The sequence below is a fragment of the Acetobacter senegalensis genome, from assembly GCF_001580995.1.
In the GTDB taxonomy this organism is placed as follows: domain Bacteria; phylum Pseudomonadota; class Alphaproteobacteria; order Acetobacterales; family Acetobacteraceae; genus Acetobacter; species Acetobacter senegalensis.
Window position 1 is genome coordinate 1 of sequence record NZ_LHZU01000109.1, and the last position, 21,780, is coordinate 21,780.

At 55.0% G+C, this 21,780-nt stretch carries 30 protein-coding genes; 20 read left to right on the plus strand and 10 right to left on the minus strand.

All coding sequences use genetic code 11. The features are described 5' to 3' along the window. The 3 genes from AD948_RS18365 to AD948_RS04325 all read left to right on the plus strand — a co-directional run. The coding region (locus tag AD948_RS18365) for a hypothetical protein (RefSeq protein ID WP_061470877.1) at positions 1-447 on the plus strand (447 nt) is incomplete at its 5' end. Between the two features lie 107 nt (positions 448-554). Next, positions 555-830, plus strand: coding sequence for a hypothetical protein (locus tag AD948_RS18050; RefSeq protein ID WP_156478922.1), 276 nt, complete (start codon positions 555-557; stop codon positions 828-830). Between the two features lie 96 nt (positions 831-926). Then, the gene (locus tag AD948_RS04325) at positions 927-2,834 is read left to right on the plus strand and encodes a phage tail tip lysozyme (RefSeq protein ID WP_061470879.1); all 1,908 of its coding nucleotides are present in this window, start codon (positions 927-929) and stop codon (positions 2,832-2,834) included. A gap of 34 nt (positions 2,835-2,868) precedes the next feature. On the opposite strand, the gene AD948_RS04330 is transcribed toward AD948_RS04325, so the two are convergent. Then, on the minus strand, positions 2,869-3,321 hold the full coding sequence (locus AD948_RS04330; RefSeq protein WP_156478923.1) for a hypothetical protein: 453 nt from the start codon (positions 3,319-3,321) through the stop codon (positions 2,869-2,871). Positions 3,322-3,437: 116 nt separating this feature from the next. Between AD948_RS04330 and AD948_RS04335 the strand changes: the two genes are divergently transcribed. Further along, positions 3,438-3,962 (plus strand): hypothetical protein, encoded by a 525-nt coding sequence (locus tag AD948_RS04335; protein WP_061470881.1) that lies wholly within the window; start codon positions 3,438-3,440, stop codon positions 3,960-3,962. A 180-nt stretch (positions 3,963-4,142) separates the two neighbouring features. Here the strand turns inward: AD948_RS04335 and AD948_RS18055 are convergent, their stop codons facing one another. The 5 genes from AD948_RS18055 to AD948_RS04355 form a co-directional block, all read right to left on the minus strand. Continuing rightward, positions 4,143-4,439: a hypothetical protein gene (locus AD948_RS18055; RefSeq protein ID WP_156478924.1), complete on the minus strand. Its 297-nt coding sequence runs from the start codon at positions 4,437-4,439 to the stop codon at positions 4,143-4,145. A 163-nt stretch (positions 4,440-4,602) separates the two neighbouring features. Beyond that, positions 4,603-5,022: a hypothetical protein gene (locus AD948_RS04340; protein WP_061470882.1), complete on the minus strand. Its 420-nt coding sequence runs from the start codon at positions 5,020-5,022 to the stop codon at positions 4,603-4,605. Between the two features lie 59 nt (positions 5,023-5,081). Further along, a complete protein-coding gene (locus tag AD948_RS04345) occupies positions 5,082-5,390 on the minus strand; it encodes a BrnA antitoxin family protein (RefSeq protein ID WP_061470883.1) in 309 nt (102 codons plus the stop codon). Then, positions 5,374-5,637: a BrnT family toxin gene (locus tag AD948_RS04350; RefSeq protein WP_061470884.1), complete on the minus strand. Its 264-nt coding sequence runs from the start codon at positions 5,635-5,637 to the stop codon at positions 5,374-5,376. Before AD948_RS04350 ends, AD948_RS04345 begins: the two co-directional genes overlap by 17 nt. A gap of 198 nt (positions 5,638-5,835) precedes the next feature. Continuing rightward, positions 5,836-6,489, minus strand: coding sequence for an Arc family DNA-binding protein (locus AD948_RS04355; protein ID WP_082782298.1), 654 nt, complete (start codon positions 6,487-6,489; stop codon positions 5,836-5,838). Positions 6,490-6,641: 152 nt separating this feature from the next. Between AD948_RS04355 and AD948_RS18505 the strand changes: the two genes are divergently transcribed. Genes AD948_RS18505 through AD948_RS04370 form a run of 4 tightly spaced genes read left to right on the plus strand, consistent with a single transcriptional unit; the run spans position 6,642 to position 8,355 of the window. Next, on the plus strand, positions 6,642-6,815 hold the full coding sequence (locus tag AD948_RS18505; RefSeq protein WP_211264432.1) for a hypothetical protein: 174 nt from the start codon (positions 6,642-6,644) through the stop codon (positions 6,813-6,815). Positions 6,816-6,827: 12 nt separating this feature from the next. After that, positions 6,828-7,079, plus strand: coding sequence for a hypothetical protein (locus tag AD948_RS04360; protein ID WP_061470886.1), 252 nt, complete (start codon positions 6,828-6,830; stop codon positions 7,077-7,079). Then, positions 7,076-7,897 carry a KilA-N domain-containing protein gene (locus tag AD948_RS17590; protein ID WP_082782299.1) on the plus strand — a complete coding sequence of 274 codons (822 nt, stop codon included), beginning with the start codon at positions 7,076-7,078 and terminating at the stop codon, positions 7,895-7,897. Before AD948_RS04360 ends, AD948_RS17590 begins: the two co-directional genes overlap by 4 nt. Before the next feature lie 53 nt (positions 7,898-7,950). After that, a complete protein-coding gene (locus AD948_RS04370) occupies positions 7,951-8,355 on the plus strand; it encodes a hypothetical protein (protein WP_061470887.1) in 405 nt (134 codons plus the stop codon). A gap of 751 nt (positions 8,356-9,106) precedes the next feature. Here AD948_RS04370 and AD948_RS04380 read toward each other — a convergent pair. Next, positions 9,107-10,366: a Y-family DNA polymerase gene (locus AD948_RS04380; protein ID WP_061470888.1), complete on the minus strand. Its 1,260-nt coding sequence runs from the start codon at positions 10,364-10,366 to the stop codon at positions 9,107-9,109. Further along, complete coding sequence (locus AD948_RS04385) at positions 10,363-10,743, minus strand: LexA family protein (RefSeq protein WP_061470889.1); 381 nt, start codon at positions 10,741-10,743, stop codon at positions 10,363-10,365. Before AD948_RS04385 ends, AD948_RS04380 begins: the two co-directional genes overlap by 4 nt. Positions 10,744-10,854: 111 nt before the next feature. Between AD948_RS04385 and AD948_RS04390 the strand changes: the two genes are divergently transcribed. From AD948_RS04390 to AD948_RS04405, 4 genes are read left to right on the plus strand one after another with little or no spacing between them, the layout of a single operon-like run. Continuing rightward, a complete protein-coding gene (locus AD948_RS04390; protein WP_061470890.1) occupies positions 10,855-11,589 on the plus strand; it encodes a hypothetical protein in 735 nt (244 codons plus the stop codon). Next, entirely contained in the window at positions 11,589-11,897 is a 309-nt protein-coding gene (locus AD948_RS04395; protein ID WP_061470891.1) for a phage baseplate plug family protein, read from the plus strand. Before AD948_RS04390 ends, AD948_RS04395 begins: the two co-directional genes overlap by 1 nt. Then, entirely contained in the window at positions 11,887-12,843 is a 957-nt protein-coding gene (locus tag AD948_RS04400) for a baseplate hub protein (RefSeq protein ID WP_061470892.1), read from the plus strand. Before AD948_RS04395 ends, AD948_RS04400 begins: the two co-directional genes overlap by 11 nt. Continuing rightward, positions 12,833-13,474 carry a baseplate assembly protein gene (locus AD948_RS04405; protein WP_237938491.1) on the plus strand — a complete coding sequence of 214 codons (642 nt, stop codon included), beginning with the start codon at positions 12,833-12,835 and terminating at the stop codon, positions 13,472-13,474. The genes AD948_RS04400 and AD948_RS04405 overlap by 11 nt, the downstream gene beginning before the upstream one ends. A gap of 50 nt (positions 13,475-13,524) precedes the next feature. On the opposite strand, the gene AD948_RS04410 is transcribed toward AD948_RS04405, so the two are convergent. Beyond that, positions 13,525-14,037, minus strand: coding sequence for a hypothetical protein (locus AD948_RS04410; RefSeq protein WP_156478925.1), 513 nt, complete (start codon positions 14,035-14,037; stop codon positions 13,525-13,527). A gap of 246 nt (positions 14,038-14,283) precedes the next feature. After that, a complete protein-coding gene (locus AD948_RS04415) occupies positions 14,284-14,622 on the minus strand; it encodes a hypothetical protein (protein WP_156478926.1) in 339 nt (112 codons plus the stop codon). Between the two features lie 134 nt (positions 14,623-14,756). Between AD948_RS04415 and AD948_RS04420 the strand changes: the two genes are divergently transcribed. The 8 genes from AD948_RS04420 (at position 14,757) to AD948_RS04455 (ending at position 21,765) form a co-directional block, all read left to right on the plus strand. Continuing rightward, positions 14,757-15,113 (plus strand): hypothetical protein, encoded by a 357-nt coding sequence (locus AD948_RS04420; protein ID WP_058989231.1) that lies wholly within the window; start codon positions 14,757-14,759, stop codon positions 15,111-15,113. Continuing rightward, on the plus strand, positions 15,100-16,326 hold the full coding sequence (locus AD948_RS04425) for a baseplate J/gp47 family protein (protein WP_061470895.1): 1,227 nt from the start codon (positions 15,100-15,102) through the stop codon (positions 16,324-16,326). Before AD948_RS04420 ends, AD948_RS04425 begins: the two co-directional genes overlap by 14 nt. Before the next feature lies 1 nt (position 16,327). Beyond that, complete coding sequence (locus AD948_RS04430) at positions 16,328-16,906, plus strand: DUF2612 domain-containing protein (protein WP_006559308.1); 579 nt, start codon at positions 16,328-16,330, stop codon at positions 16,904-16,906. Continuing rightward, complete coding sequence (locus AD948_RS04435) at positions 16,903-17,904, plus strand: gp53-like domain-containing protein (RefSeq protein WP_061470896.1); 1,002 nt, start codon at positions 16,903-16,905, stop codon at positions 17,902-17,904. Before AD948_RS04430 ends, AD948_RS04435 begins: the two co-directional genes overlap by 4 nt. Beyond that, on the plus strand, positions 17,901-18,326 hold the full coding sequence (locus AD948_RS04440) for a hypothetical protein (protein WP_061470897.1): 426 nt from the start codon (positions 17,901-17,903) through the stop codon (positions 18,324-18,326). The genes AD948_RS04435 and AD948_RS04440 overlap by 4 nt, the downstream gene beginning before the upstream one ends. Then, positions 18,323-18,853, plus strand: a complete 531-nt coding sequence (locus AD948_RS04445; protein ID WP_061470898.1) for a phage fiber-tail adaptor protein — start codon at positions 18,323-18,325, stop codon at positions 18,851-18,853. The genes AD948_RS04440 and AD948_RS04445 overlap by 4 nt, the downstream gene beginning before the upstream one ends. Before the next feature lie 12 nt (positions 18,854-18,865). Then, positions 18,866-19,453, plus strand: a complete 588-nt coding sequence (locus AD948_RS04450) for a hypothetical protein (RefSeq protein WP_156478927.1) — start codon at positions 18,866-18,868, stop codon at positions 19,451-19,453. Between the two features lie 167 nt (positions 19,454-19,620). Continuing rightward, on the plus strand, positions 19,621-21,765 hold the full coding sequence (locus AD948_RS04455) for a hypothetical protein (RefSeq protein WP_061470900.1): 2,145 nt from the start codon (positions 19,621-19,623) through the stop codon (positions 21,763-21,765). The last annotated feature ends 15 nt before the right edge of the window (positions 21,766-21,780 follow it).

Sequence of the window (21,780 nt, forward strand, 5' to 3'; positions counted from 1 at the left end):
ATGTTCACTATCCCCCGCATGTCCGCCTATGAGGCCGATAAGTGGGGGCGGCACGCCGTACAAGCAGCCATCGGCGGGGGGGGGGCCATTCCTGGCGTGACCGAGGGTGGCGGCCTTGCAGAAGTGGCAGCGGCTGGCATCGGTATCTTCGGCGCCATGGAACCGGCCCGCATGGATGAGCTGATCGACCAGCTCCTTGGCTGCGTGGCCTATGTTCCGGACCCGGCCAATCCGTCCGTCACCATCCCGTTCAAACTGGCCGCCAGAACCGACCAGATTGAGGAAATTCCCACAGTGGGTTGGCTCCAGAAGGAAGCCTTCGCTCTGCACGTGGATTTTTTCAAGGGCGTCGGCCAGTTGTTCTCCCTGCTGTCCCTGCTGCTGCAAATGGGAAACAGCGGCCCGTCGCCCGATGCAGAAACATCAGTGAGCGCATCGCCCTCGTAATCAGTGAGGGTGTTGCCAGCCTCCACGATCTCCAGACGGTCTATGACAGCGAGGGCTTTGAGGACCTGCTGGAGATTGCTGTTGTGAAAAGGTTTAACAGGTAGCCCATGCCCAAAGGTGTAACAGCGCATCGCCTTACCGTAGGTGTTTCATTTCCTGAGCATTTTTCTGATAGCTTCATGGACCTTGTCAGCCGCCGCCTGCTCGATTTCTCGTCCATTCTCTGCGATGAATTTTTCCGTGACTTCGTTGTGCGTCCCAGCGAAGAAACCACAGACCTTACAGACAACCTTATCATCTCCCCTCGGTTGTCCGTCAGTGACTTCGACGCCAAGGTCTCCGCCGCACTTGGGGCACTTAGGCGTGAATTGCAGGTTCCCTAGTTCGCTCATTGGCTGCATCTCCCAAAAATTCGCCTGCATAAGCCCTGCCACGCCGCGCAGAGTCTGGCGTAATCAACTCTCCCGAAAGCCGTACGCATGCCCACCATAATTGATGCCCTCGTCGTCTCTCTGGGGCTGGACGCCAAGGCCGTCGTGAAGGGCGCGCAGCAAGCCATGGGGACGTTTAAGAATGTCCAGTCCAGCGCGACGAAGATGGGGAGTGGTGTCGCCGCAGCCGCTGATACGGCGGGTGATGCGTTCCATTCTCTGGAGCGTAAGGCTCTGGCCTTCTTTGCAGTCCTGACCGCTGGCAAGACGCTCAAAGCGTTCATCAGCGACACGACCAGCGCCAACGTGGCCGCCGGGAACATGGCCCGCAATCTGGGTGTGTCAGTCAACAGCCTGACAGCGTGGCAGAAGGCGGCGCAGGCGGTTGGTGGCTCCGCTGAGGATGTGTCCGGTTCCCTTGGTTCTCTAGTGTCTCAGTTCCAGACCATCGACGGGCGGCGCAATCTGGGCATGGTGTTCGGCCAGATGGGCGTGCGGCTGGAAGGCGCAAACGGCCAATTGCGCGACATGAACGGCCTTATGCCGGACCTTGCCCGCGCAGCGCAGCGTCTTGGCCCGCAGTTGTTCTCCGCCCTCGGCTCGCAGGCCGGGTTCTCGCAGGGGTTCATCAACCTGCTGGAGCAGGGTCCGGAACATATTCAGAAGCTTTATGCGTCGCTCCAGAAGTATGCGCCGACGGAGCGTGATACACGGGCGTCTGCGCAGTTACTGGAGGACTGGACGAAGCTCACTGCACAGTCCGAAGCGTTTGGTCGATCGATTATGACTGACCTCAGCCCGGAAGTGCATGATCTGATGCAGTGGGTTAGTGGACTGATAGACCGAAATCAGATCTGGCTACGGCAGGACATTGACAAGTATATCAAGAAATTCGGAGACGAAATTCAGTCCGTTGACTGGCGCGGTATTGGCCAGCAGATCAAGCAGTGGCGGGACTATCTGGCCAGCATTGACTGGAGCAAGATCGGGCAGGACGTGAAGGATTTTGCGTCTGGCGCTGATAATGCGGCGAAGGCTGTTGGTGGCTGGCAGAATGTAGCTGAGGGCCTGTTTGCACTGTGGGTGGGCTCCAAATTCCTTGCCGTTCTGCGTAATGTGCAGCTTTTGGCCGCAGCCAGCGGTGCGGGGCTGGGTGGCATTTCCAAGCTGATCGCCGCTGCGGGCGTGGGGTATGCTGCTCACAAGGGGCTTGAGGCCGCAGATCCAAATGACGACATCGGCGGCTGGATGGACAGCAATGTGCCGGGCGCGTCCTTCTTGGACAACCTCGCGTCGAAAGTAGGGATGGGTCGCTCTTACGCGGAGCAGAATGCGCGCAAGGCTATTAGCGCCGCATCCCCTGCTGATATGATCAAGATTGCCAATATGTCCGTCGGTATGGGGTGGAGCAGGGAGCAGGCAATGGGCCTGCTATCCAATGCCATGTCTGAGAGTAATCTTGACCCGTTTTCTGTGGGGGATAACGGCGGCGCATACGGCCTCTTTCAGTGGCATGGAGACCGTCAGGCGCAATATGCCGCGCGCTACGGGCACACCATGCAGTCCGTTAAGGATCGGGATGCAGCGGCCAAAGAGCAGATGGATTTTGCAAACTGGGAGCTATCACACACCGAGAAACAGGCCGGAGATTATCTCAGAAAAGCTACTGACGCAGGTATGGCTGGGGCCATTGTCTCTCGATATTTCGAGCGGCCAAAAGATCAGGATGGCGAGGTAGAGAAGAGGGGGGCTTTGGCCGAGTATCTGTCTTCGCAAAAAAGCGTTGTGGGGGCTGCGCTGTCCACTCCGACAGGTGGGGGCACCACAAACAACGTCACCAACAACATGACGCTTCACGTTCCCGGTGGAGACCCCAAGCAGGTCACGAAGGCCGTTAAGGCGGCCTTCAATGATCCCCGCATGCAGGCGTGGCAGACCAATATGGGGTTGGTTTAATGCGCAGAAGACCCTCAGCCTGCGCCGCGATGAATCAATGGCGGGAATTAAAAACAACTATTGCGGTCGTTCGGCGTCCCGTTTCATCGATTTTCACTCCGCACATTATGCCGGTTAGCATGGTATCTTTATAAAAAAACTTACACACGCCATCGCTTACAGTCGCAGAATTCTGGGGGGAAAAATAAACTCTTTCCACATTCATGACATCTTTGTCGCCAGACATTCTACCTGCGTAGGCGAGAGAGGGGTTGTGGTGAGCTTCTTTTTGAGAAAACTGAACAAGAATATCTCCATTGTTGGAAATTATTGCCGCAGCATCGCAAAAAAATCTTGACTGCCTTTTGGTCAGATCATCCCCGAAAGCGCCTTCAGCTATGTGGCTGCCTTCCCCGCAGGTGCCATCAATAAATCTCTGGTCCGCAAATGACGCGGTTGGGTGCATCGCGATCGCAATGATCCCCGCCAACAAAAGAACTCGTCTCAAATCCACCTCCCGTTAAATCTCGCGGGAGGATAGCCGTACCTTGCGGGGTGGGAAACTTCTTATGGTACCTCGCGGTCTGGTGTACTAAGTTTTCTCGGTAAGTTAAGGATGTAGGTATGGTCGATCAGGCGCTCCCCGGTGCGCAGAGTGAAAACGGCGACGATGGTTTGGGGAAAACAGGGCCTCAATTAACCTTATGGCTAATTGAGGAAGCCCTCAAGTCTGGCGGGGAAGTTCTTGACAGGCAGGAGAAATCTTTTGACGCTAAACGTGCTCAAGCTACGAGCATGCTTGGTTGGTTTGTCTCCATCACAACAGCGATAACATTCGCTACGGTCTCGGCTAATAAAATTGCGGTCGGAGCATGCATTGCTGCACTTAGCACTATTCCATGCTGTTGCTGCGTGTATGCGCTAATGTCGAAAGATTGGAGCTATAAACAATTACATCCTCAGCAGACGCTTGAGGCTGAAGAAGGAAACGAAAGGGATTATAAACTTGCAAATTCCCTTGGCTTGCAATTGGCTATAAATGACAATTCAATAATTTTGCAGAAAATAGACCGTGCGCTAAATGCAGCTTGGCTTACTTTCTGCATAATACCTATTGCTGGGCTTCTTTTTTATTCTATTTTTTCTTAAACGATGCGGTCGTATTCTGTCCCTTTGTTTCTATAGGTGGCCTTCTGGGCGCTATGCCCGCTGGCATTGAATCATGCACGGGACCGCGTGCACCATTAGATGGCTTTTTGGCTGGAGTAAGGGGAGCTTTCGGAGCTTTTTTGTCGCTCATAAATAATAACCTAAAAATGTTGAGTTTGATCAAATGATACTGTTAGGGCTGCTGTGGCGGTGTATCGGTGCGGCAACCAACTGCCATTGGAATTTCTTTGCTGCTTCCTTGCGACCCGATAGTAAAACAGCAAGGGCATTTTCAGACTTGCAGCCATGATTGCCATCGGGAGGAAGGTGCCTGCCTTTGTCGACAACGATTTCGTGACCGCAAAGAGTGCACCGGTAAATGCCCGATACTGGAGCGGCGGTGCTCACATCTTGCAGGGTTGTGAATAAGGTGCTGTCGCTGCGCGTGAAGTATTGTCGATCATTATAATAGGGCATGAGGTCTCTTTCATATAATAAAGCCCCGCATGAGCGGCTGACCTTCGTCAGAAAGCACAGGACGATTCTGTGCCGAGGCATCATGCCCGTACGGTTTTTGCTGCAGGAAGATGAACAAATCATGAATCCCCCGTCATGTACGCATGGCAGGGAGGAGGGGCTGCTAAGCCTGCCCCGCCATCGCGTATTTCATGTAGATCTCACCATACAGCGCATTGAACTCATTCTCCTCAAAGGGGTGAGAGAGTTCAAAGCCGGGGAACTGGAGTGATCGGAAGAAAATGTTCTTCCCCTTCACGGCGGCTCGGAGGTGCGGCTCACGGTCAAATTCCGTAGCCGCTAATTCCAGCAGTTCTTTCGCGTCAAAAGGTGCAATCGCGCAGTAAATGGCGGCGCATGCTGGCCCGATGACCGCGCCTTTGCTGTTCTTCTCGACAGCGACCACTGCCCCAGTGGTGTGCTTGAATGTCTTCATGGCGAGGAAGATGCCGTCAACCCCAGTGCGGGGATAAGTCGTGATGATCTCGCCATTCATTCCCGACCACACGGCCTGGTTCAGTAAGACCATTTGAACTGCCATCATTGGACTCCTTCTTTTTGAGGAGATGATAGCTAGGAGGGGCCGGGTTGGGGAGTCAGTCTTCAGCGCGACAAACCAACGGCCTGCCGGAGTATATCGTTTGCACGGGACTGCCAGCCAGGGCCGTCCGCCTTCAGGCGCTCAAGAAGGTCAGGGTCAAGGCGCATGGAGACGAGGGTTTTTGTCGGGGCTTTCTGCGGACCCCGCACCCGCCGCTGAGACGCGAGATCAGGCACAACAGCGGAGGCAGGCTCGGCCCTTTGAAAGTCGGCCTCGGTCAGTTCAGGGTTGTCAGCATCCAGAGCAATGCCCTGATTGATGCGAGCGTCTTCCTCGTCTGTCGGCATGATAAAGTCAGGTTTGCGCGGCATAGAGCTTTGCCTCCCGTTTGTTGGCCTTACGCAGGCTGATGATGCGGACAATGCGCGTTTCAATGCTGAACACCAGCACATGAAGGCGCAGATTGATTGGGGCGATAGCGACAAGGCGCGGTTCGTTTGCGCTATGGCTGGTCAGGACAAAAGCAACATCCCATTCAAAGCCGTCAGCGGCAACAAAATCAACGCCGTGTTTGGCGATGTTGCTCTGGCGCTTTGTTTCGTCCCAATCGTATCTCATGGATTATTGTATATACGATAAAATTGGATGGCGCAAGTATATTGTATATATAATTTGATTGGGTTGGGGAGTCAGGGTTGAGCCTTAGCGCTCTCGTCTACGCTCAGCCCTCGCGCAATCAACCGCCGGATAGCTTCGGCACGCGTCACGTTGTTGGCTTCAGCCCTTGAGTATGTCCGTACGGGGAGGATTGGGGAGTCAGGCATCGTCCTCATCAAGATCATTGCTCATCTCTAGCGCTTTGACAGTCTCAGACAACATATCCCGGTCTATTTCCATGTTGCGTGCACGCTCCTTAAGGGACGCGAGCCGGAGTTTTTCACGCGCGGCTTCTAGTTTCTTGTGGAGAGCCTTTGTCTCTGCTCGGATCTCATTTATGCGGTTCTGCCAGATTTCCTGTTCAGCTTTATCCTGTTTGATGGCTGCCTCTTGTTCGGGGCGCTGAGCTAGCCATTCTGCGCGGTCTTTTTCCCTCTGTCTCCGTAACACTTCTTCGCGTTCCAGAAGAGACGTTAGAAGGCCCATCTCTCTCAATCTTCTAATTTCTCCGATCGCAGCCAGCGCTATTTGGTGCCAACTCTCTTCCTTCGCCAGTTTGTCGGGGGGAAAGCCTGAGAGATAGCGGATATTCGAAACAAGACGCCTCTCATCATCACTTAAATTATCGGTGTTGTATGGGTCGAGTATCCAGGCTTCGAGCCCATCCCATCCGCCGGGGAAGCTACTTTCTAGCCGCTGAATAATTTCAGCATTCATCGAATGTGAACGTTGATCAGCTGACTCGGCCAGTTTCGCATGTATGTCTTTGGGGATGCGCAAAGTGATGCGCGTATATCGATCTTCAACTGTCATGACTGCCCCGTAAATGTATCGGGATACATTAAGCACTCTTTTCGTGTCATTTCCAGTTGACACGATAGTAGTGTCTGTGTTGAATGGAGACACGACAACAGTGTCGTCGCAACAGGAGTATTATCATAACACCATCACAAGAATGCCACAGAATGACATTGAGGCTTAGGCCAGACGTTTATGAAGTGGTGCGCAAGTCTGCTTTTGGGAACTATCGAAGCATGACTGCGGAAATCAATGAGCTTCTGCTTGAAGCTATTAACGCAAAAGAAAAGGCACCAGAGCCTCGGTTGGGGAACCGCTCTGATGCCTCTGACAGTGAATAAGGAAACACTGATATGGGTTCTATTATCACATCAGGCATAACGCCTGCAATGATTCCGGGTATCCGGAAGGATATTGAGGTCTGCGAGGAATACGGGGAAGAAAATATCCGTATAGCGCATGACGATATTAAGCGCGTTTGCGCCTTACCAGGCCACGATGTTGATGATTTTGATTTTTCAAATATGCATGGTGTGCGCTGGCATGCGGGTAGAGAGATGGCCAATATTCTGCGTCATCTTATTGGTGAAGGAGATGATGCATGAGCACTCTCCAAAAAGGTGTCATCACCTACAATGAGCACCCCATCAACTTTCTTGGTGAAATGCTTTGCCTGACAGATATGTGGAAGGCAGCAGGAGAGCCGGTGTCCAGTTCCCCATCGGAGTGGCAGCGTTCTGTTGATGGTGAAAAGTTTATAGAATTTATCAGCGAAACTCAAAACATGGGAATTTCCCATGTTATAAAATCCAAGCCCGGAAAAGGCGGCGGGACATGGGCTTACTGGCAGGTAGCTTTCGCCTATGCAAAAAAGCTTAGCCCTGAATTTCACGCATGGGTCAACCAAGCTGCCCGTGAGAAAATGGAAGCGATAGCGGGCGGGGCATCGCATCTACCACCCAAGCCGCTCGACCACGTCACTCGTCTTCGCAAAGCAATCGCCCTGCCTGGCTCGGCTCTGGCCTTCAACAAGCGCCAAGGAATGGACCTGACACAGGCGCGATTGAAAGCGGTAGCCACGGTTAAAGAGCAAATGGGCATTGATTTGCCAGAGGAGCTTGGTTGGCAGGCGCAACCCCTCGCTATCCAACAGCGCACTGTCAACGCGACTGAAATAGGGCGCGAGCTTGGGCTGAAAAATACCGAGGTCAATCAGCTACTGGAAAGCCAAGGCTATCATGTCGGGTTGCGGGATACGAAGCTGCGCAGGGTTTGGAAGCCTACAAATAAAGGCATGAAATTTGGTCGGTATGAAGATAAGGCCAAAAAACACTCCGAAGGAACTGTCCAGCCTTGGGTTTGGTTTGAAAGCATAGTGGCAGAACTGCGCCCTTTTGCCCGGACGCCAGCGAAAACAGCCTGACACAGGCCAGCCACCCTTTCGGGGGTGGCAACGCTGGCGTTCTCAATGATTTTATGGGAAAGGGCGAAGCCTCCCGCAACAAGCTACTCCAGATCCCGCATAACGGTCTTTATCCAGAGTTCCGCCGGGGTGATTACGTGATCTGGCAGGAGGTCAGGGGCTTTGTGCAGGAAGGCTACTACGTGGTGGATAGCGGCGGCGAGCCGAACATCTATCTCGTCCAGAACTGTGGCGGCAAGTTATGTCTACTGTGGCCGGAGCGGGACATTGACCCGGTGACGCGGAAACTGAAGGAAGGCCGGAAGCCGCAGGAAGTCACGCCCGAGAAGTTCTCGGAGTTCTGTCTTGGCTTTGTCGTCGCAGGGATGAAGGTGCACCATTCAGGAGCGCTTCATCAGCGGGAAGTGTTGAAGGCGCGGAATTATGTCGGCAGCCATGGAAGTAAAGCGCTCGCTTGACAGACTCCGGTGGCAGAATAGAGAGTGAGTCCGGGTGTTCCAATAGATACCGTTTTCAGGGGAAAGGGCGGCTTTCGGGCCGCCCTTTTTCGTTGCGACTCATGCCGATCATCGGTTACAGTTCCGCTTGGCGATCACCCTCGCCCTAGGAAGGGGATAGCCGAGGCCCATCTCTCTCCCCTTTCTAGTCCTGTCTTCTGGTTGACATAGACCCCCGTGACGAAAGTTGCGGGGGTTTTTGTGCTGCAGTCGGGAGGCTGTCTTCCCATTACGGTAAAGCGTAGGGCTGAAAAATTTTTTACACTAAAATCTTATATATTTGATACGCGTATTATTTGAGTGTTAACGCCTGAGTTATAGGCTGAATGACTTCGTCTCCTGAATAAATAATGGTGCATGTCGCAGTATGCAAATTGACGTTTCCAAAAAGAGAGAGAGGGCATGCCAACTTCTTCGAAACGTCCAAAGTGCGCAATGCGTGTTGAAGATAAAGATTGACGAATTTACTGACTATATTCTCAACACAAGATTTGATGCCAGCTATGTAAATACGAAAACAAGCTCGATGATTATGTCTTACAGCGCCATGCTGGAAGTCCAGAGAATCATTCTTGAGGGTCTTGCTAAAACGCCTCCGAGTGGGAAGGTCGTGCTATCTCCTGAGTTGACGGGCGTTCTGCGGTCCTACGGTCTGATATCGAGATAGGTGCTGCTGGCGACCTGAGGCGGTCGAAAGACCGCGTGGAGGGTTCTAAAAACTCCGCGCCTCCATCACCTCCCCAAACTCCGTCGTAAACCGTGACGAAAGCATCCCCTGCCGAGGCCTCCAAGCCCGCTCAACCCCAGTGCTGAGCGGCTTGATCGCTTCCCGGCCAAAGCGCCGGTTGATAGCGTCCATGGCGTCCATCAGGGCAGGGGATTGCTCTTCTGGTGCGGCAAAGAGCGACGCCTGCTTGCCCGCGGGCGCAAGGTCATTCAGCAGAACACCGCCCTTGGCGTAGCGGAATCCGTCTCGCCAGATCGCGCGTAGGAGGCGTGTGGCGGTCCCGACCAGCGCCAGCGCATTATTCGTCGGCGCGCAGGTGATGGCAGCCTGATTGGAGTACCATCCGTCCTGCCGCTTGTGCGGGTTGGTCTGGATGAAGACGGAGACATGCCCGGCGTCCATACCTTCCGCCCGGAGCTTTTCTGACGCCCTTACGGCAAAGCCAGCGATAGCCTCGCGCATATCACCATAAATCGTGATCGGCTGGCCGAAGGAACGGGTGCAGGCCAGCCCTTTGCGCTGCTCTGCAACCTCAGAAAGCTGAAGGCAGGATTCCCCACGCAGCTCTGCCTGCAACCTGACCCCAGTAATCGCCATGATTTTGCGGATCTGTGCAGGCTCAGCCTCGACAAACTGCGCAATGGTACGGATGCCAGCATCATGCAATCTCGGAACCAGTCGGCGGCCAATGCCCCAGACCTCACTGACGGGCAGGTTCCGATAGAACCGCATCCGCGTCCGCTCGTCGGTCAGGTCGCACAGACCCTCCATTTCTGGCCGGTCCTTGGCGATGTAGTTGGCGAGTTTGGCAATGGCCTTTGTCGGCCCCCAACCCACACACGTTGGGATCTTGGTGATCTGCTCTACGCGCCCCCGGATCACCTCGCACCGTTCGGCCAGATCCCCCGGCAGGCCGGTCAGATCAAGAAACATCTCATCAATAGAGTAGGGCTCGACGCGGGGCACATGCTCTAGCAGCACCTGATAGACCCGGCGGCTCATGTCGGCATACAGAGGGTAATTGCTGGAATACCACTGCACGCCGGAAAGTTTGCGCTCATTCCGGATCAGGTGCCAGGCATCGCCCATCTTGATGCCCAGACCCTTAGCCTCGGCGGTGCGGGCAATAGCGCACCCGTCGTTGTTGGACAGCACGACAACCGGCAGGCGCTTTAGTCGCGGCTCAAAGGCGCGCTGACAGGAGCAATAGAACGAATTGCAGTCAATCAGGCCGTAAACCGTCATGGCTTTTCGCGCACCACGCCCGTAACGGTTGCCCAGATATCTACATCCTGAGCTGGGTCAACGCGGATCGGCTCCCGGCTGTCGTCGCCAGAAACCAGCCACCACCGACCCTTCTGCGCCCGCAGCTCAGCCAGCAGAACCTGCCCAGCGGCGCAGGCAATCACCAGTTGTCCGGACTCCTGCTGGCCGGACGTGTCTGCTATCAGCACGTCGCCGTCCAGTATGCCTCGCGCAGCAAAGGTAGCGCCACGCACGCGCACCGGATAACGGCTGGGCCTGCGCAGATCCAGTACGTCAGACAGATCAATCGGACCCTCAATCGCGTCTGCTGCGGGGCTGGCGAATCCTGTTGTCCGGTCTCCTGCGTATGCGCTCATGCTCCTGTCCTCCATAATGAGAACATAAAGAGAACAGTACCCGCTGGGCAGTCAAGACGAAACTCCAAAATTCTCCTTGTACCCATCCCCAAAATATGAGAGTCTACCCCCATGCCCCTACCATCCATAGGACTCCCAGCGCTCTGGGATATCCCCGTTGCCGCTGGCGTCCCGGCCCTGCTGGGGCAGTCTGTCTCGACGGGCGTTCAGGCGTCCGCGTCAACCATCCTCGCCACAGCGCTGGATGAATACACCATCACCAGCGCGGCCAGTCAGTGGGGTATTTTTACCGCCAGTAACCAGCCTGTGCTGACCTCGGGCCACGTACGGGCGGTTGGTATCCAGAGCATGTATCAGACGTCTGATGCCCCGCAGGAGAACGGCTCGTTCCTCAGTTACAACAAGAGTCGCATACCGGGCCACTATGAGGTGGAGATGGTGTGTGACGGCAGCAGCTTCGAGTATGGGTCGGCCAGCATCTTTTCTGACCTTCTGTCCTCAATGGGGTTGTCGTCGTCTCCATCCTCTGCCGCGCAGACAAAGGCCCTGTTCACAGCGGCCCTCGGTCAGCTTTCCGCCAGTCTTGATCTGTATGCCGTGGTAACGCCCGAGGCCACATATTCCAATGTGAACATCCTTGGCTACTCTCTAGAGCGGGAAGCGCACAGAGGCGTGTCGATGCTGTATGCGCGGGTCTATCTGCAAGAAATACGAATGACGGCAAAGGCCGGGGCAACAACGGCACAGGAAGCGTCTGGGCAATCCATGGTCACGGGAGGCAATGTGCAGACGCAAAGCCTGACGGCGGATCAAGTAAATGCCCTGGCGCAAGGTGGCATTTTCTGATGGCGGCTGTCACCATCCCCATCAGCGCCGTAGCTTATCAGCAGGTCAATGTCCCGCTATCGGGTAATGCTGTCACACTCACAATCCAACAGCGCACCAATGGCGTCTATATGGATGTGGCGCTGAATGGCACGCAGATCCTCGCGGGCATCATCTGTCAGGACCGCACGTGGATTGTCAGGCGCGCATACCTCGGGATGCCGGGTGATCTTTGCTTTTTTGACACGCAGGGCACGCAAGACCCCGAATATACCGGCTTTGGCAGCCGCTATATTCTGATTTACGAGGCCGGAAAGAATGCCGGGTAGTTTCACGCAAAAGAAAATTGATATCGATTTTGATATCAGGCAGGGCGGATTTTCCGGGAGCCCGGAAACCATTACCCTCATGGACCATCGCGTAAGTTGTCAGGTTCTCAGCACTGGCCTTGAAACGGGAATGATGTGCTCTGTCCGGATCGAGGGCATGAAGCTCAGCGCCATGAACCGCCTGTCTGTGGCGCAGGCCAGCGTGATTGACCAGTCGTCAAACAGTATCACCGTGCGAGCGGGAGATGCAGGGGCGACACGCCCAACCATTTTTACGGGCGGCATTGTCGAGGCGTTTGTTGATTACGCAGGCGCTCCGAACGTGGCGTTTCAGGTCACGGCCCTGTCTACCGCGATCCCGGCCGCAATGCCGATCGAACCGACATCCTTCGCCGCTGGGGCAAAGATTTCCGACATCATGCAGGCAATTGCAGGCAAGGTTGGGCTCGAATTTACCAATCATGGTGTTGATGCCGTTATGACGGGCGGCGTCAATTATCCCGGATCAGCGATGCAGCAGATTGACGCATGCGCTCGGTCCGTCGGTATTGAATATCATATCGGCATGGACACCCTCTCAATCTGGCCAAAGGATGTTGCTGCGTCTGATACCGCTATCCTTGTCTCTGCTGATACGGGCATGGTTGGCTATCCGAATTACAGTCAGGGCGGCGTGCTGGTGCAGACGCTATTTAACCCTGGCATCAATTTCCGGAACACCATCAAGCTGCAAAGCGAATACTCGCCAGCGGCATGGGTCAATAATTACGGGCAATTACGGGAAGTGGCGGGCGCTGCCTCCATGTATCCGCCTTCCAATGGCTTGTGGGTTGTGCAGAAGATTGAACACGACCTGCAAACGGAAACGCCGGGTGGACCGTGGTTTACGATGCTGGAGGCGCAGCGGCCTGAATTTGCAGGGAGGGTGGCAACCTTTGGCCGATAAATACACAGGGACAAAAAAAGCATCGGATGGCGCGAGTAATTTCAACGCGCTCAATTCGGCAATCCGGCGCATTTTGAGCATGGGCGGCGGACCAGCACTGGTCGAGGTAAAGGCGGTGAACGGTACCGGACTGAAACCGGCTGGATTTGTCGATATCCTGCCAATGGTCCATCAGCAGGACGGAGCGGGGAGAACGACACCGCACGGTATGATCTACGGCGCGCCCTATGCGCGACTACAAGGCGGCAAACGGGCCTTCATCTGTGATCCGTCGGTGGGTGATATCGGAATTGCTATCATCTGTGCCCGCGATATTTCAAGCGTCAAAATCAATCGCAAACCCTCTGCCCCGGGTTCATTCCGGCAGTTTGATCTTGCGGATGCGGTCTACCTCGGCGGCTACCTAAACGCCGCCCCGGAGGAATACTGCGGTTGGATCAACGGTGACTTCCACGTAAAAACTGCGGGGAAATTCATCGTTGACGCTGCCGAGTGCGACTTTAACTGCAAGGTGAATGTGACTGGCCCAGTAGCGGCATCTGGAGATGTGACGGCTGGAGGCATCAGCCTTGAAAAGCATGTGCATGGAGGCGTGCAGGGCGGCAGCTCGACAACATCCACGCCTGAGTAAATCTGCCTCCGTAAAATGCGAGATGAGAATAGCAGGCTAGTAATCCTCGTCTAGCGCCGCCCTGCCTCCAAGAACTCTATCTTCCAGGGGACGCTACTGTGCAGGCCCATAAAAACTATTGGCATAATGTCGTAGAAATCACGCACATTCAGTTTTTTTGGTGGGGCTGCAAGCTCTACCTGATCTGGACGAAGATTACTGTAGCAGGTCAGAGAGTTATCGCCGGGTGAACTGCCGAGGCCGTATTTTGCGAGATGCGTGTAAGCCTCTTTCTCTAGTTCGTTCTCGTATTCTATCGCATCGTACCCTAGGCCCTCTATAATGCCAGCCATGAATTTTCGCCCTTCAAGCGTGTGGCCAGTACCTTTTTTCGTTAGAGATTGAACCTCTTTCACGTAATCTTCGCATACGTCATGGGTCAGTATTTCCGCTCTCTTTAGGTAGCGAAGAAGGGCGACTGGCCCGGGTGACAGGAGGTCAGGGGTGATGAGTGGGTTGTTGAACTTAATTATTACTTCGTAGAGGTAGATGTGCTTAGGTAAATCATCCAGCGTATCAGCCACGCTGAAGTCGTCCATCATATGCCTCAGCGTCTGCCATACACCCAGTTCTGGCGCGCCGAAGTGCGTTAAAGGCCAGTATCCAGCCTCAAAGTTGGATGGCTCGCATACGGTAGCGTGAAATGTCCGTCGTGAAGTCATTAGTTACTCCCTTAAAATTCAGAATGACGATAACTATGCTGTAGCCGGTTGGCAGGGTATTTAGTTTTGTACACTTCATGGTGTAGCGGGGGCTTATGTCTGTCGCTCTCAAAAGTGCGACATACCTTCCTGTATTCGATCGAACCACTCTCCGAGCCCAGCATCCTCTACAGGCCAGGCGTAGCGCGCTGAAACGCTGACTATCTCACAGTGGGGGACGACCTTGATGGCCGTTTCCATGTCCGCCTCTTGCTCTAACGCCGGATCTATATTCGGCACTCCGTCAAAGAGAGCAACAATCATCAAGCCGCTCGTTCTCAGCGACGACACGCGCGCTCTGATAAAGCGAGGGCTATCCCCTCCCGGCGCCTGAGCAAGGAGAGCGATGCTGCCGCTCAAGGTAACAACCGTTACGCCCCTTCTGTGGCGCGGATAGAGAATCATCATCGGCTCCATATCCGGCAGTAGATACTCAAACAAAATGCCCTTGTACCCGGTACCTTTTCATGCCATATTTTAGCTAATCTAGCGATTTTCTGTATCCAGCCACCCTTTGGGGTGGATTTTTTTTGTTTGGTGCAATGGCTTCCACGCTCCTCCTTGATCGGACAACGTGGGATTTGGTTCTGGACGCATCTGGCAACATCGCCGTGGCGTCGGAGCCATATTCCACCGTTCAGGACGTGGCATCAGCAATCCGTGTTTTTGCCGGTGAGTGCTATTACGATACCAGCAAAGGCTTGCCGTATATGCGCTTGATCCTCGGTCGGTCGCAGTCCGCCGGGGTATTCCGCACGCAGGCGGAGCAGGCCGCGCTGACGGTTCCGAACGTCACAGCCGCAAAATGCGTGATCACAGCCATCAGCGCCCAACGGCAGCTATCAGGCACCATATTCCTTTCTCTCAGCGACGGTACAACGCAAAATGTCGGGTTCTAACAGCACGGGCACCACATCCGTTCCCGCGCCATCCCTGACGGATGCAGGGTTTGTCGCGCCAGCAGAGACGGATATTCTGACTGGCGCGCTGGCCGATCTCAACGCAGCGTTCGGCAACGCCCTGAATACGGACCTCGCCACGCCGCAGGGTCAGCTTGCCACGACCCTGACGGCTATCTTGGGTGATGCCTACGACCAGATGATGGCCGTGTTTGACGGCGTGGACCCGGCTCGGGCCTCCGGACAGATGCAGGACGCCATCGGGGAGCTTTACTTTCTGGAGCGGCGCGGAGCCACAGCAACCGTTGTCTCAGTCGTCTGCACCGGCTCCCCCGGCACCGTCGTGCCAGAAGGCACGCTGATACAGGACAGCAGCGGCAACAAATACGCGGCAGACGGCCCGATTACACTCAATGCTACAGGCACGGCCACGGGTACATTTTCCTGCACGACCACCGGCGCGATTGACTGCCCGGTTAATACCGTCAGCGTCTATCAGTCAGTGACGGGCCTCTCATCCGTCACCAACCCGGCGGCAGGCGTCACTGGGTCTGATCAGGAGGGCCGGATTGCCTTTGAGCAGAGGCGGCAGGAGAGTGTGGCCGCCAATGCCGTTGGTGCGTTGGGCGCAATCTCCGGGGCGGTGCAGGCCGTCTCCGGAGTGACAGATGCTTATGTGACGGACAATGCCACCGGCGCAGCGGTTACAACCGGCGGCGTCTCCATCGCATCCCATAGCTTATTTGTCTGCGTCAACGGCGGAACGGATGAGGACATAGGCCTCGCCATTCTGCGTAAAAAGCCGCCAGGGTGCGGCTATACTGGCACAACGTCCGTCACCGTATCCGATCCCAACAGCGCATACGGGACCGCACCCAGCTACACGGTACAATTCACGCGCGCCACGCCAACTCCGGTCTATATCGCCGTAACCCTGCAAAGCTCCAGTGCGGTACCAGCTACTGCAGAAACCGAGATACAGGCAGCAATTCTGTCGGCGTTCAACGGGGAGGATGGCGGCAGCCGTGCGCGTATTGGCGGCAAACTCTTTGCCTCCCGCTATTACGCAGCGGTTGCCGCGCTTGGAACATGGGTGCAGATCGTGGAAATCACAATCGGGACTACTGCCGGACCGACTGGGTTCACGACGCAGATGCAGATTGATCAGATCCCGACACTGGATGCGTCTGGCATAACCGTCACGGTGCAATGACATGCAGGACTATGCAAAAACGGTCCTGTCCCAATATGCAAACTCGCCGCGTCTACTGACCATTCTTGAGGGCTGGAACCAGGCGTTTGATCCAGCCAGCCTGATTGATCTCTGGTATCAGAGGGTATGGAATCTTGGAACCGCGCAGGGCTACGGGCTGGACGTGTGGGGGCGCATTGTTGGCGTCAGTCGGGTTCTCAAGATTTCGTCTGGGAAAAACTTCGGTTTTTCAGAAGCGAATGACCTGACGGAGGAGGGGTTCAACAGTGCTCCTTTTTATTCTGGATCATCGGTCACGAGTAATTACCGCCTGTCTGACGATGGGTTTCGGCAACTGATCTACGCCAAGGCTTTGGCGAACATCACGGATGGGTCGGTTTTTTCGATCAACGCCATCCTCATGCTGCTGTTTGGCAATCAGGGGAATGCGTACGTCAAAGACAACGGCGACATGACCATGACGTATGTATTCGACTTTGTGCCGACTGATGTTCAAGTCAGCATCATCCAAAACAGCGGAGTTCTGCCACGCCCCGCCGGGGTAGGCGTCGGGTATCAAATCAAGAGCGCAAGCACATGAAAAGCACTGACAATCTAGGTCTGTTTGGCACGCTGATTGGTGCGGATGCGGCTTCTGGAAATATCTCAACCGTCCCGGATACTCAGGCAACGGCTGGCGATGGCACTGCCTCAATCGCTCTCGGCTTCCCCCCTGAAACGTTTATCGATCGGGCTGCGGGTGGTGAGCCGCCGCGCGGACAGGATATGAACGGTTTTCTGAACCGTATATCTCGCGCCATTCAGGTTCTTCAGGCTGGGTATTTCGGCCCATTCAATGCGGCCTTTGCTGCTGCAATCGGTGGGTATCCTTCCGGAGCAATCGTTAGAGGTAGCGTAGTCGGGACATTCTGGGTCTCTACTGCTGACAACAATACGACAACGCCCGGCGCATCTGGGGCCACATGGCAAAACCTGTTCTCCGGATACCTCCCTCTTGCTGGGGGAACCCTGACTGGCGATACGACGATCAAAGGCCTTGCCAGTTGGTCAACGACCGGGAACTATACGTCAAACGGGCTCATTCTGTCCGGCCAGAACAGCAATATTGTTACTCTCCGGCAAAACGAGACGACGGGAAAATATACGCAGCTTGCAATCCAGGTTAACGGATACAACAGCTCAAACGGTTATTTCAGCCTGCGAAATGACGGAACTTTTTGGTCTGGCACTACACAGTTTGCGGACAGAACGTGGGTCACGAATAACTTTTCCGATACCTTTTCTTCGTCCGGGAATGACTGGTTCTGGATGAAATTCCCGAGCGGCGTGCTTATTCAGGGCGGCAACGCTACGTATTCAGCATCCGATGGAACAACCGGAACAAAGGTAACGCTCCCCACCAGTTTTGGCGCACAGTTTATTATTGCGGTTGGCAACGACATCGGCAGTAACGCCAATGCTGTGACGGTTATGCGCACGGACGCATCGACAATCCATCTTCTGGGCCGGGAAGTCACGAGCGGCAGCCTGTCTGACACGGTAATCAACTATTTTTGCGTGGGAACTGCTCCGTCATGAGCGATGCGTCAACGACATATTACAGCGCGACCAGGAACGGTTTTTTTGACAGCCGTATGGGCGGTCTCCCGTCCGATGCGGTGCAGGTTCCCGATACTGATTACACCGCCATCATGGACGCGATCCATCGCGGAGCCCTGCTGTCTGCCGATGCGGACGGCAAGCCCGTCATCAAGACGGCGGCGGGGGATATTATCAGTACGTCTGATGTGTCCTCTACTGCCTGGTATGGGACGAGCATGACGTTGCAGCAGCAGGCAGCGGTGGCTCTGGCGAGTGCCCAGACCACGGTCAGCAAGGAATTCACCATCCTGAACGAAGCCACGCCGGATGTGTGGGTGACGTATCTCAAGGCTCTGATGGCGATTTCCAAAGGCACGGATACCACGAGCACAACCCTCCCGGTGGCTCCCGCCTCATGATCGCGCCCATCCCGTCGCCAATATGGCAGCCCGCTGCGGCGCGAGTGATCCCGATTTCCGCGCCTGCCAATTTGCGGACGCGCGGGCTTGTTCCAGAGATCGTCACGTTATCATGGGCCCCCAAATCAAGCGCTGACCATTTTGATTTCTCTCTTGATATGTCGGAAATCTTGGATGCCACCGGCGATCATATTGCGTTCATCGAGCGCGTGGATATCCCAACTGCATCTGGAGACCCAACGCAACTGACGGTACTGTGGTCCAGCATCGTTAATGGGTTGGCCTGCATCATGCTGGGCGGCGGCACACCGGGCGAGACGGAAGAGGTCATTGTCTACGTTGTGACTCAGCAAGGGCGTAGATTGGCACCAAAAGTGCTGCTGGCGGTCACGAGCGAAACGGCAGCTACTGTGCCAAACCCTGCGCCGACCATGAGTAGCGGGGTACCTGTCCCGCCTAATGCTATCCAACTCCCGAGCGTCTCGATCCTGACCGACGACGACGGACTGCCCTATCTCATCGCATAAATCGGAGTGCCCATGTCTGGGTCAACAACAAATAATACGGCCAGCGGCACTCCGCTTTCCTCGTTGCCGTCCATTGATACGCCTGGCGCTGCAGACCTTGTGTTTGGCATTTTTGGCGGTAAGGGACAGTTTGTCCCGCAGTCGAAGATCTGGCTAGGCGCTGTTGATAAACAGGGCGACACCGTTGAGGGGGCATTATCTGCGGCATATACACCGACAGACCCCACGCACCTCGTCCCCAAGTCCTACGTGGATGAGCAGGGTGACAAAATCTATGCTAGCGTAACCGGGGCCGTTGGCGAGCAAGTTACCGCTGCCCAGACAGCGGCACATAGTGCTCAGGATGCCGCTACGAATGCCAGCAATGCGGCGAGCGGAGCGGCTACGGCAGCAAGCACTGCTGTGAACGCCCAAAAGGGCAACCCTAATGGGATCGTCTCTATCTCTGCTAACGGGCACTTGATGCTGGGAGGGTTAGAGCTATTTGGGGTCCAGGATGGGCATCTCATCCTAACGCTACCTCTTCCAACCGCTGACCCCGGCATATCAGGGGCATGGTGGAACAACGGCGGCTATGTATGCATCTCTCCGGGGGGTTAGATTTATGCGCTTTCTGATTGCAATCATCGTGACTTTTGGCATGTCAGCACCATTCTGCGCCGCTCTCGCCGCTCCAAACCATACACTCCCCCAATTTGAAAAACTCGGGCCACCGAAAGATCCGCAGCAGCCCGCGAAAACACAACCTCCTGCGAAAGGGAAGTGAAATGCGAAAACTCTTTGCCGTAGCGGTCTCTCTTATATTTTTTCCTGCTATCTCTTTCGCCCAAACATTGCCTGCGACAAAGCCCCCTGGTGGTCTTGATAGCACAACGGTAATCCCGAAAGTCTATGCTGACGGTACCGCCGGAACGCTGGCCCAGATTGGCCAGATGGCGGATGGCAGCGTGCAGCAGACTGAGAAGAATGCCGCCAACGGCGTATCCGGGCTAAACGCGAACTCTGAGGCGACGGCTCCGGTGAACACATCGGGGCCCATTACGGCGAACGGGAATCAGTATCTGTACGGATTAAGCGCCCTGACTGGCCCGAATGTGGGTGGATGGGGTTCGTCATGGTTGGCCACACACAAAATCACCCTTGGTGACGCGACAGTTATCAGCGGCGGCTCCGCATCAGTATCCAAAAATATTGACCCGGATACGTTCCGAGTGGGCGGGCACAGAACATTGGATAGCGCCTACCTGCACGTTCAGGGGCTGCCGTATAACACTGGCGAAAACTCAGGTTGCATCCATTCTGTCGTTATGAGCGCGTTTCCAGATTTCGGAGGAGATTGCGGCTCTGGTGCATGGGACGCAGTTGCTGATTATGTTCAAGCTGGGAATATGCCGCCGTGGTACGAGGTTGGCTCGGAGATCACAGACGAAAACGGCACTACACATACTCTGTCATTTTCCGCTGACGGGGTAACAGTTTCACCGGCTCTCCCTGCGTCGTGGGACTACCTCTGGCGTAAAAACGGGATGCACATTATCACCAATATTGTTGCTGGCGCGGCAATCCCGTCTGATAGTGGGTTCATTCCGCCCGGTAGCCCGTTCAAGTCGCACCCACTGCCACAATATTATGCTGGCGTAGTGGATAGCTACACTACGGACACAACAACAAACACAACGAAATTGCATTTGGGGCTAGGCTGGCACACGTTTCAGGAGGTCAACCCCACGACAGTGGCTACGGCTGTTCCGGGCGCTTCTTCTACTGATTCTATAGATGCTGACGTTCTGACGCAGTTCACAAAACCCGTTCTGCTGATTGGGACATATGGAAAGGTATTTCTCGGCAATCAACAATGTTCAATCATACGAGACCCAAGCAGCACTGATGGCACTACTAAATCGCGCGCGGACAGCCCAGCAAACGACTGCGTATCTCAGGAGTATGATCTCATTTACAGTGGGCCTGACTACGGCGCGACTATGCAAGGGCCGTCTGTCAGTTATATGGGTCCGAACCTACCTGCCGCCAATTCATACGGATTTGCCGTCAATGGTAATCTACCAGAGGGATTTCGGTCGTGGTTGGGTCCAGATGGACTGGATTTTGACGGCGATGCGTTTGTTATGGGATCTCGGCGCGGCCCCGCAGATACGGTTGGCACAGACAAAGAAATGTTTGAATCGTTGCAGGCAGAAGCAGCTAGATCAGATGCCGACTCAACATATCGCAGAGTAGCAGTTTGGCAACATGTGGATACAGCCGGGGCGGACGGGAATGCCAACTCGCATACGTTCCGCGATAATTCAATCCACTTTGGCCCTGTCTACGGTGGCCACAAGGGATTGATTGATGGGACGCTAGAGAGCCAACTGATATTCAACCCTGCATGGGAGAAATGGGGCGTCGCATTGTGTGGACCGGGGCATGTTACCACAACCAACACGGCCTGTTTTACGATGGACAGTGGCGGGAGTATTTACACTGCTGGCAGCATCACAGCAGGGACAGACGTTTACGCTAGCGCGGGCCACTGGGTGGGGGCGTTATCAGCATCAGGACAAAAAGTAGCGTTCGAAGCAGATAGCGACACGTCTCTTGAACTTGTGTCAAGCACAGGTAGCCCTACAAATTTGGGAGTAGGTAATAATATTACCGCTGGTGGCAAGTTTAGCGGGGCAGGTTCCGACACGTCATGGCTGTCAGTAGACACCGTCACATCCCATACAACAGACGGTGTAATTTCTGTGAACTCACCAGCTAAATTCACAGATATCCGCATCCCGTTTGGCACGCCCGCCAGCAGCACATCCGACTGCACGCAGGGCCAGATCGAGATGGATGCGGACTATATCTACTCCTGCGTGGCGACAAACACCTGGCATCGTGCAAGCAACGGGGCCACTTGGTAACTAACTGACCCGCCT

What these genes read in the sequence shown, in the direction of transcription:
- AD948_RS18050 (WP_156478922.1), top strand. Translation starts at nt 555, where the DNA reads ATGCCCAAAGGTGTAACAGCGCATCGCCTTACCGTAGGTGTTTCATTT.
- AD948_RS04325 (WP_061470879.1), top strand. Translation starts at nt 927, where the DNA reads ATGCCCACCATAATTGATGCCCTCGTCGTCTCTCTGGGGCTGGACGCC.
- AD948_RS04335 (WP_061470881.1), top strand. Translation starts at nt 3,438, where the DNA reads ATGGTCGATCAGGCGCTCCCCGGTGCGCAGAGTGAAAACGGCGACGAT.
- AD948_RS18055 (WP_156478924.1), bottom strand. Translation starts at nt 4,439, where the DNA reads ATGCCCTATTATAATGATCGACAATACTTCACGCGCAGCGACAGCACC.
- AD948_RS04340 (WP_061470882.1), bottom strand. Translation starts at nt 5,022, where the DNA reads ATGATGGCAGTTCAAATGGTCTTACTGAACCAGGCCGTGTGGTCGGGA.
- AD948_RS04345 (WP_061470883.1), bottom strand. Translation starts at nt 5,390, where the DNA reads ATGCCGCGCAAACCTGACTTTATCATGCCGACAGACGAGGAAGACGCT.
- AD948_RS04350 (WP_061470884.1), bottom strand. Translation starts at nt 5,637, where the DNA reads ATGAGATACGATTGGGACGAAACAAAGCGCCAGAGCAACATCGCCAAA.
- AD948_RS04355 (WP_082782298.1), bottom strand. Translation starts at nt 6,489, where the DNA reads ATGACAGTTGAAGATCGATATACGCGCATCACTTTGCGCATCCCCAAA.
- AD948_RS18505 (WP_211264432.1), top strand. Translation starts at nt 6,642, where the DNA reads ATGACATTGAGGCTTAGGCCAGACGTTTATGAAGTGGTGCGCAAGTCT.
- AD948_RS04360 (WP_061470886.1), top strand. Translation starts at nt 6,828, where the DNA reads ATGGGTTCTATTATCACATCAGGCATAACGCCTGCAATGATTCCGGGT.
- AD948_RS17590 (WP_082782299.1), top strand. Translation starts at nt 7,076, where the DNA reads ATGAGCACTCTCCAAAAAGGTGTCATCACCTACAATGAGCACCCCATC.
- AD948_RS04370 (WP_061470887.1), top strand. Translation starts at nt 7,951, where the DNA reads ATGGGAAAGGGCGAAGCCTCCCGCAACAAGCTACTCCAGATCCCGCAT.
- AD948_RS04380 (WP_061470888.1), bottom strand. Translation starts at nt 10,366, where the DNA reads ATGACGGTTTACGGCCTGATTGACTGCAATTCGTTCTATTGCTCCTGT.
- AD948_RS04385 (WP_061470889.1), bottom strand. Translation starts at nt 10,743, where the DNA reads ATGAGCGCATACGCAGGAGACCGGACAACAGGATTCGCCAGCCCCGCA.
- AD948_RS04390 (WP_061470890.1), top strand. Translation starts at nt 10,855, where the DNA reads ATGCCCCTACCATCCATAGGACTCCCAGCGCTCTGGGATATCCCCGTT.
- AD948_RS04395 (WP_061470891.1), top strand. Translation starts at nt 11,589, where the DNA reads ATGGCGGCTGTCACCATCCCCATCAGCGCCGTAGCTTATCAGCAGGTC.
- AD948_RS04400 (WP_061470892.1), top strand. Translation starts at nt 11,887, where the DNA reads ATGCCGGGTAGTTTCACGCAAAAGAAAATTGATATCGATTTTGATATC.
- AD948_RS04415 (WP_156478926.1), bottom strand. Translation starts at nt 14,622, where the DNA reads ATGATGATTCTCTATCCGCGCCACAGAAGGGGCGTAACGGTTGTTACC.
- AD948_RS04420 (WP_058989231.1), top strand. Translation starts at nt 14,757, where the DNA reads ATGGCTTCCACGCTCCTCCTTGATCGGACAACGTGGGATTTGGTTCTG.
- AD948_RS04425 (WP_061470895.1), top strand. Translation starts at nt 15,100, where the DNA reads ATGTCGGGTTCTAACAGCACGGGCACCACATCCGTTCCCGCGCCATCC.
- AD948_RS04430 (WP_006559308.1), top strand. Translation starts at nt 16,328, where the DNA reads ATGCAGGACTATGCAAAAACGGTCCTGTCCCAATATGCAAACTCGCCG.
- AD948_RS04435 (WP_061470896.1), top strand. Translation starts at nt 16,903, where the DNA reads ATGAAAAGCACTGACAATCTAGGTCTGTTTGGCACGCTGATTGGTGCG.
- AD948_RS04440 (WP_061470897.1), top strand. Translation starts at nt 17,901, where the DNA reads ATGAGCGATGCGTCAACGACATATTACAGCGCGACCAGGAACGGTTTT.
- AD948_RS04445 (WP_061470898.1), top strand. Translation starts at nt 18,323, where the DNA reads ATGATCGCGCCCATCCCGTCGCCAATATGGCAGCCCGCTGCGGCGCGA.
- AD948_RS04450 (WP_156478927.1), top strand. Translation starts at nt 18,866, where the DNA reads ATGTCTGGGTCAACAACAAATAATACGGCCAGCGGCACTCCGCTTTCC.
- AD948_RS04455 (WP_061470900.1), top strand. Translation starts at nt 19,621, where the DNA reads ATGCGAAAACTCTTTGCCGTAGCGGTCTCTCTTATATTTTTTCCTGCT.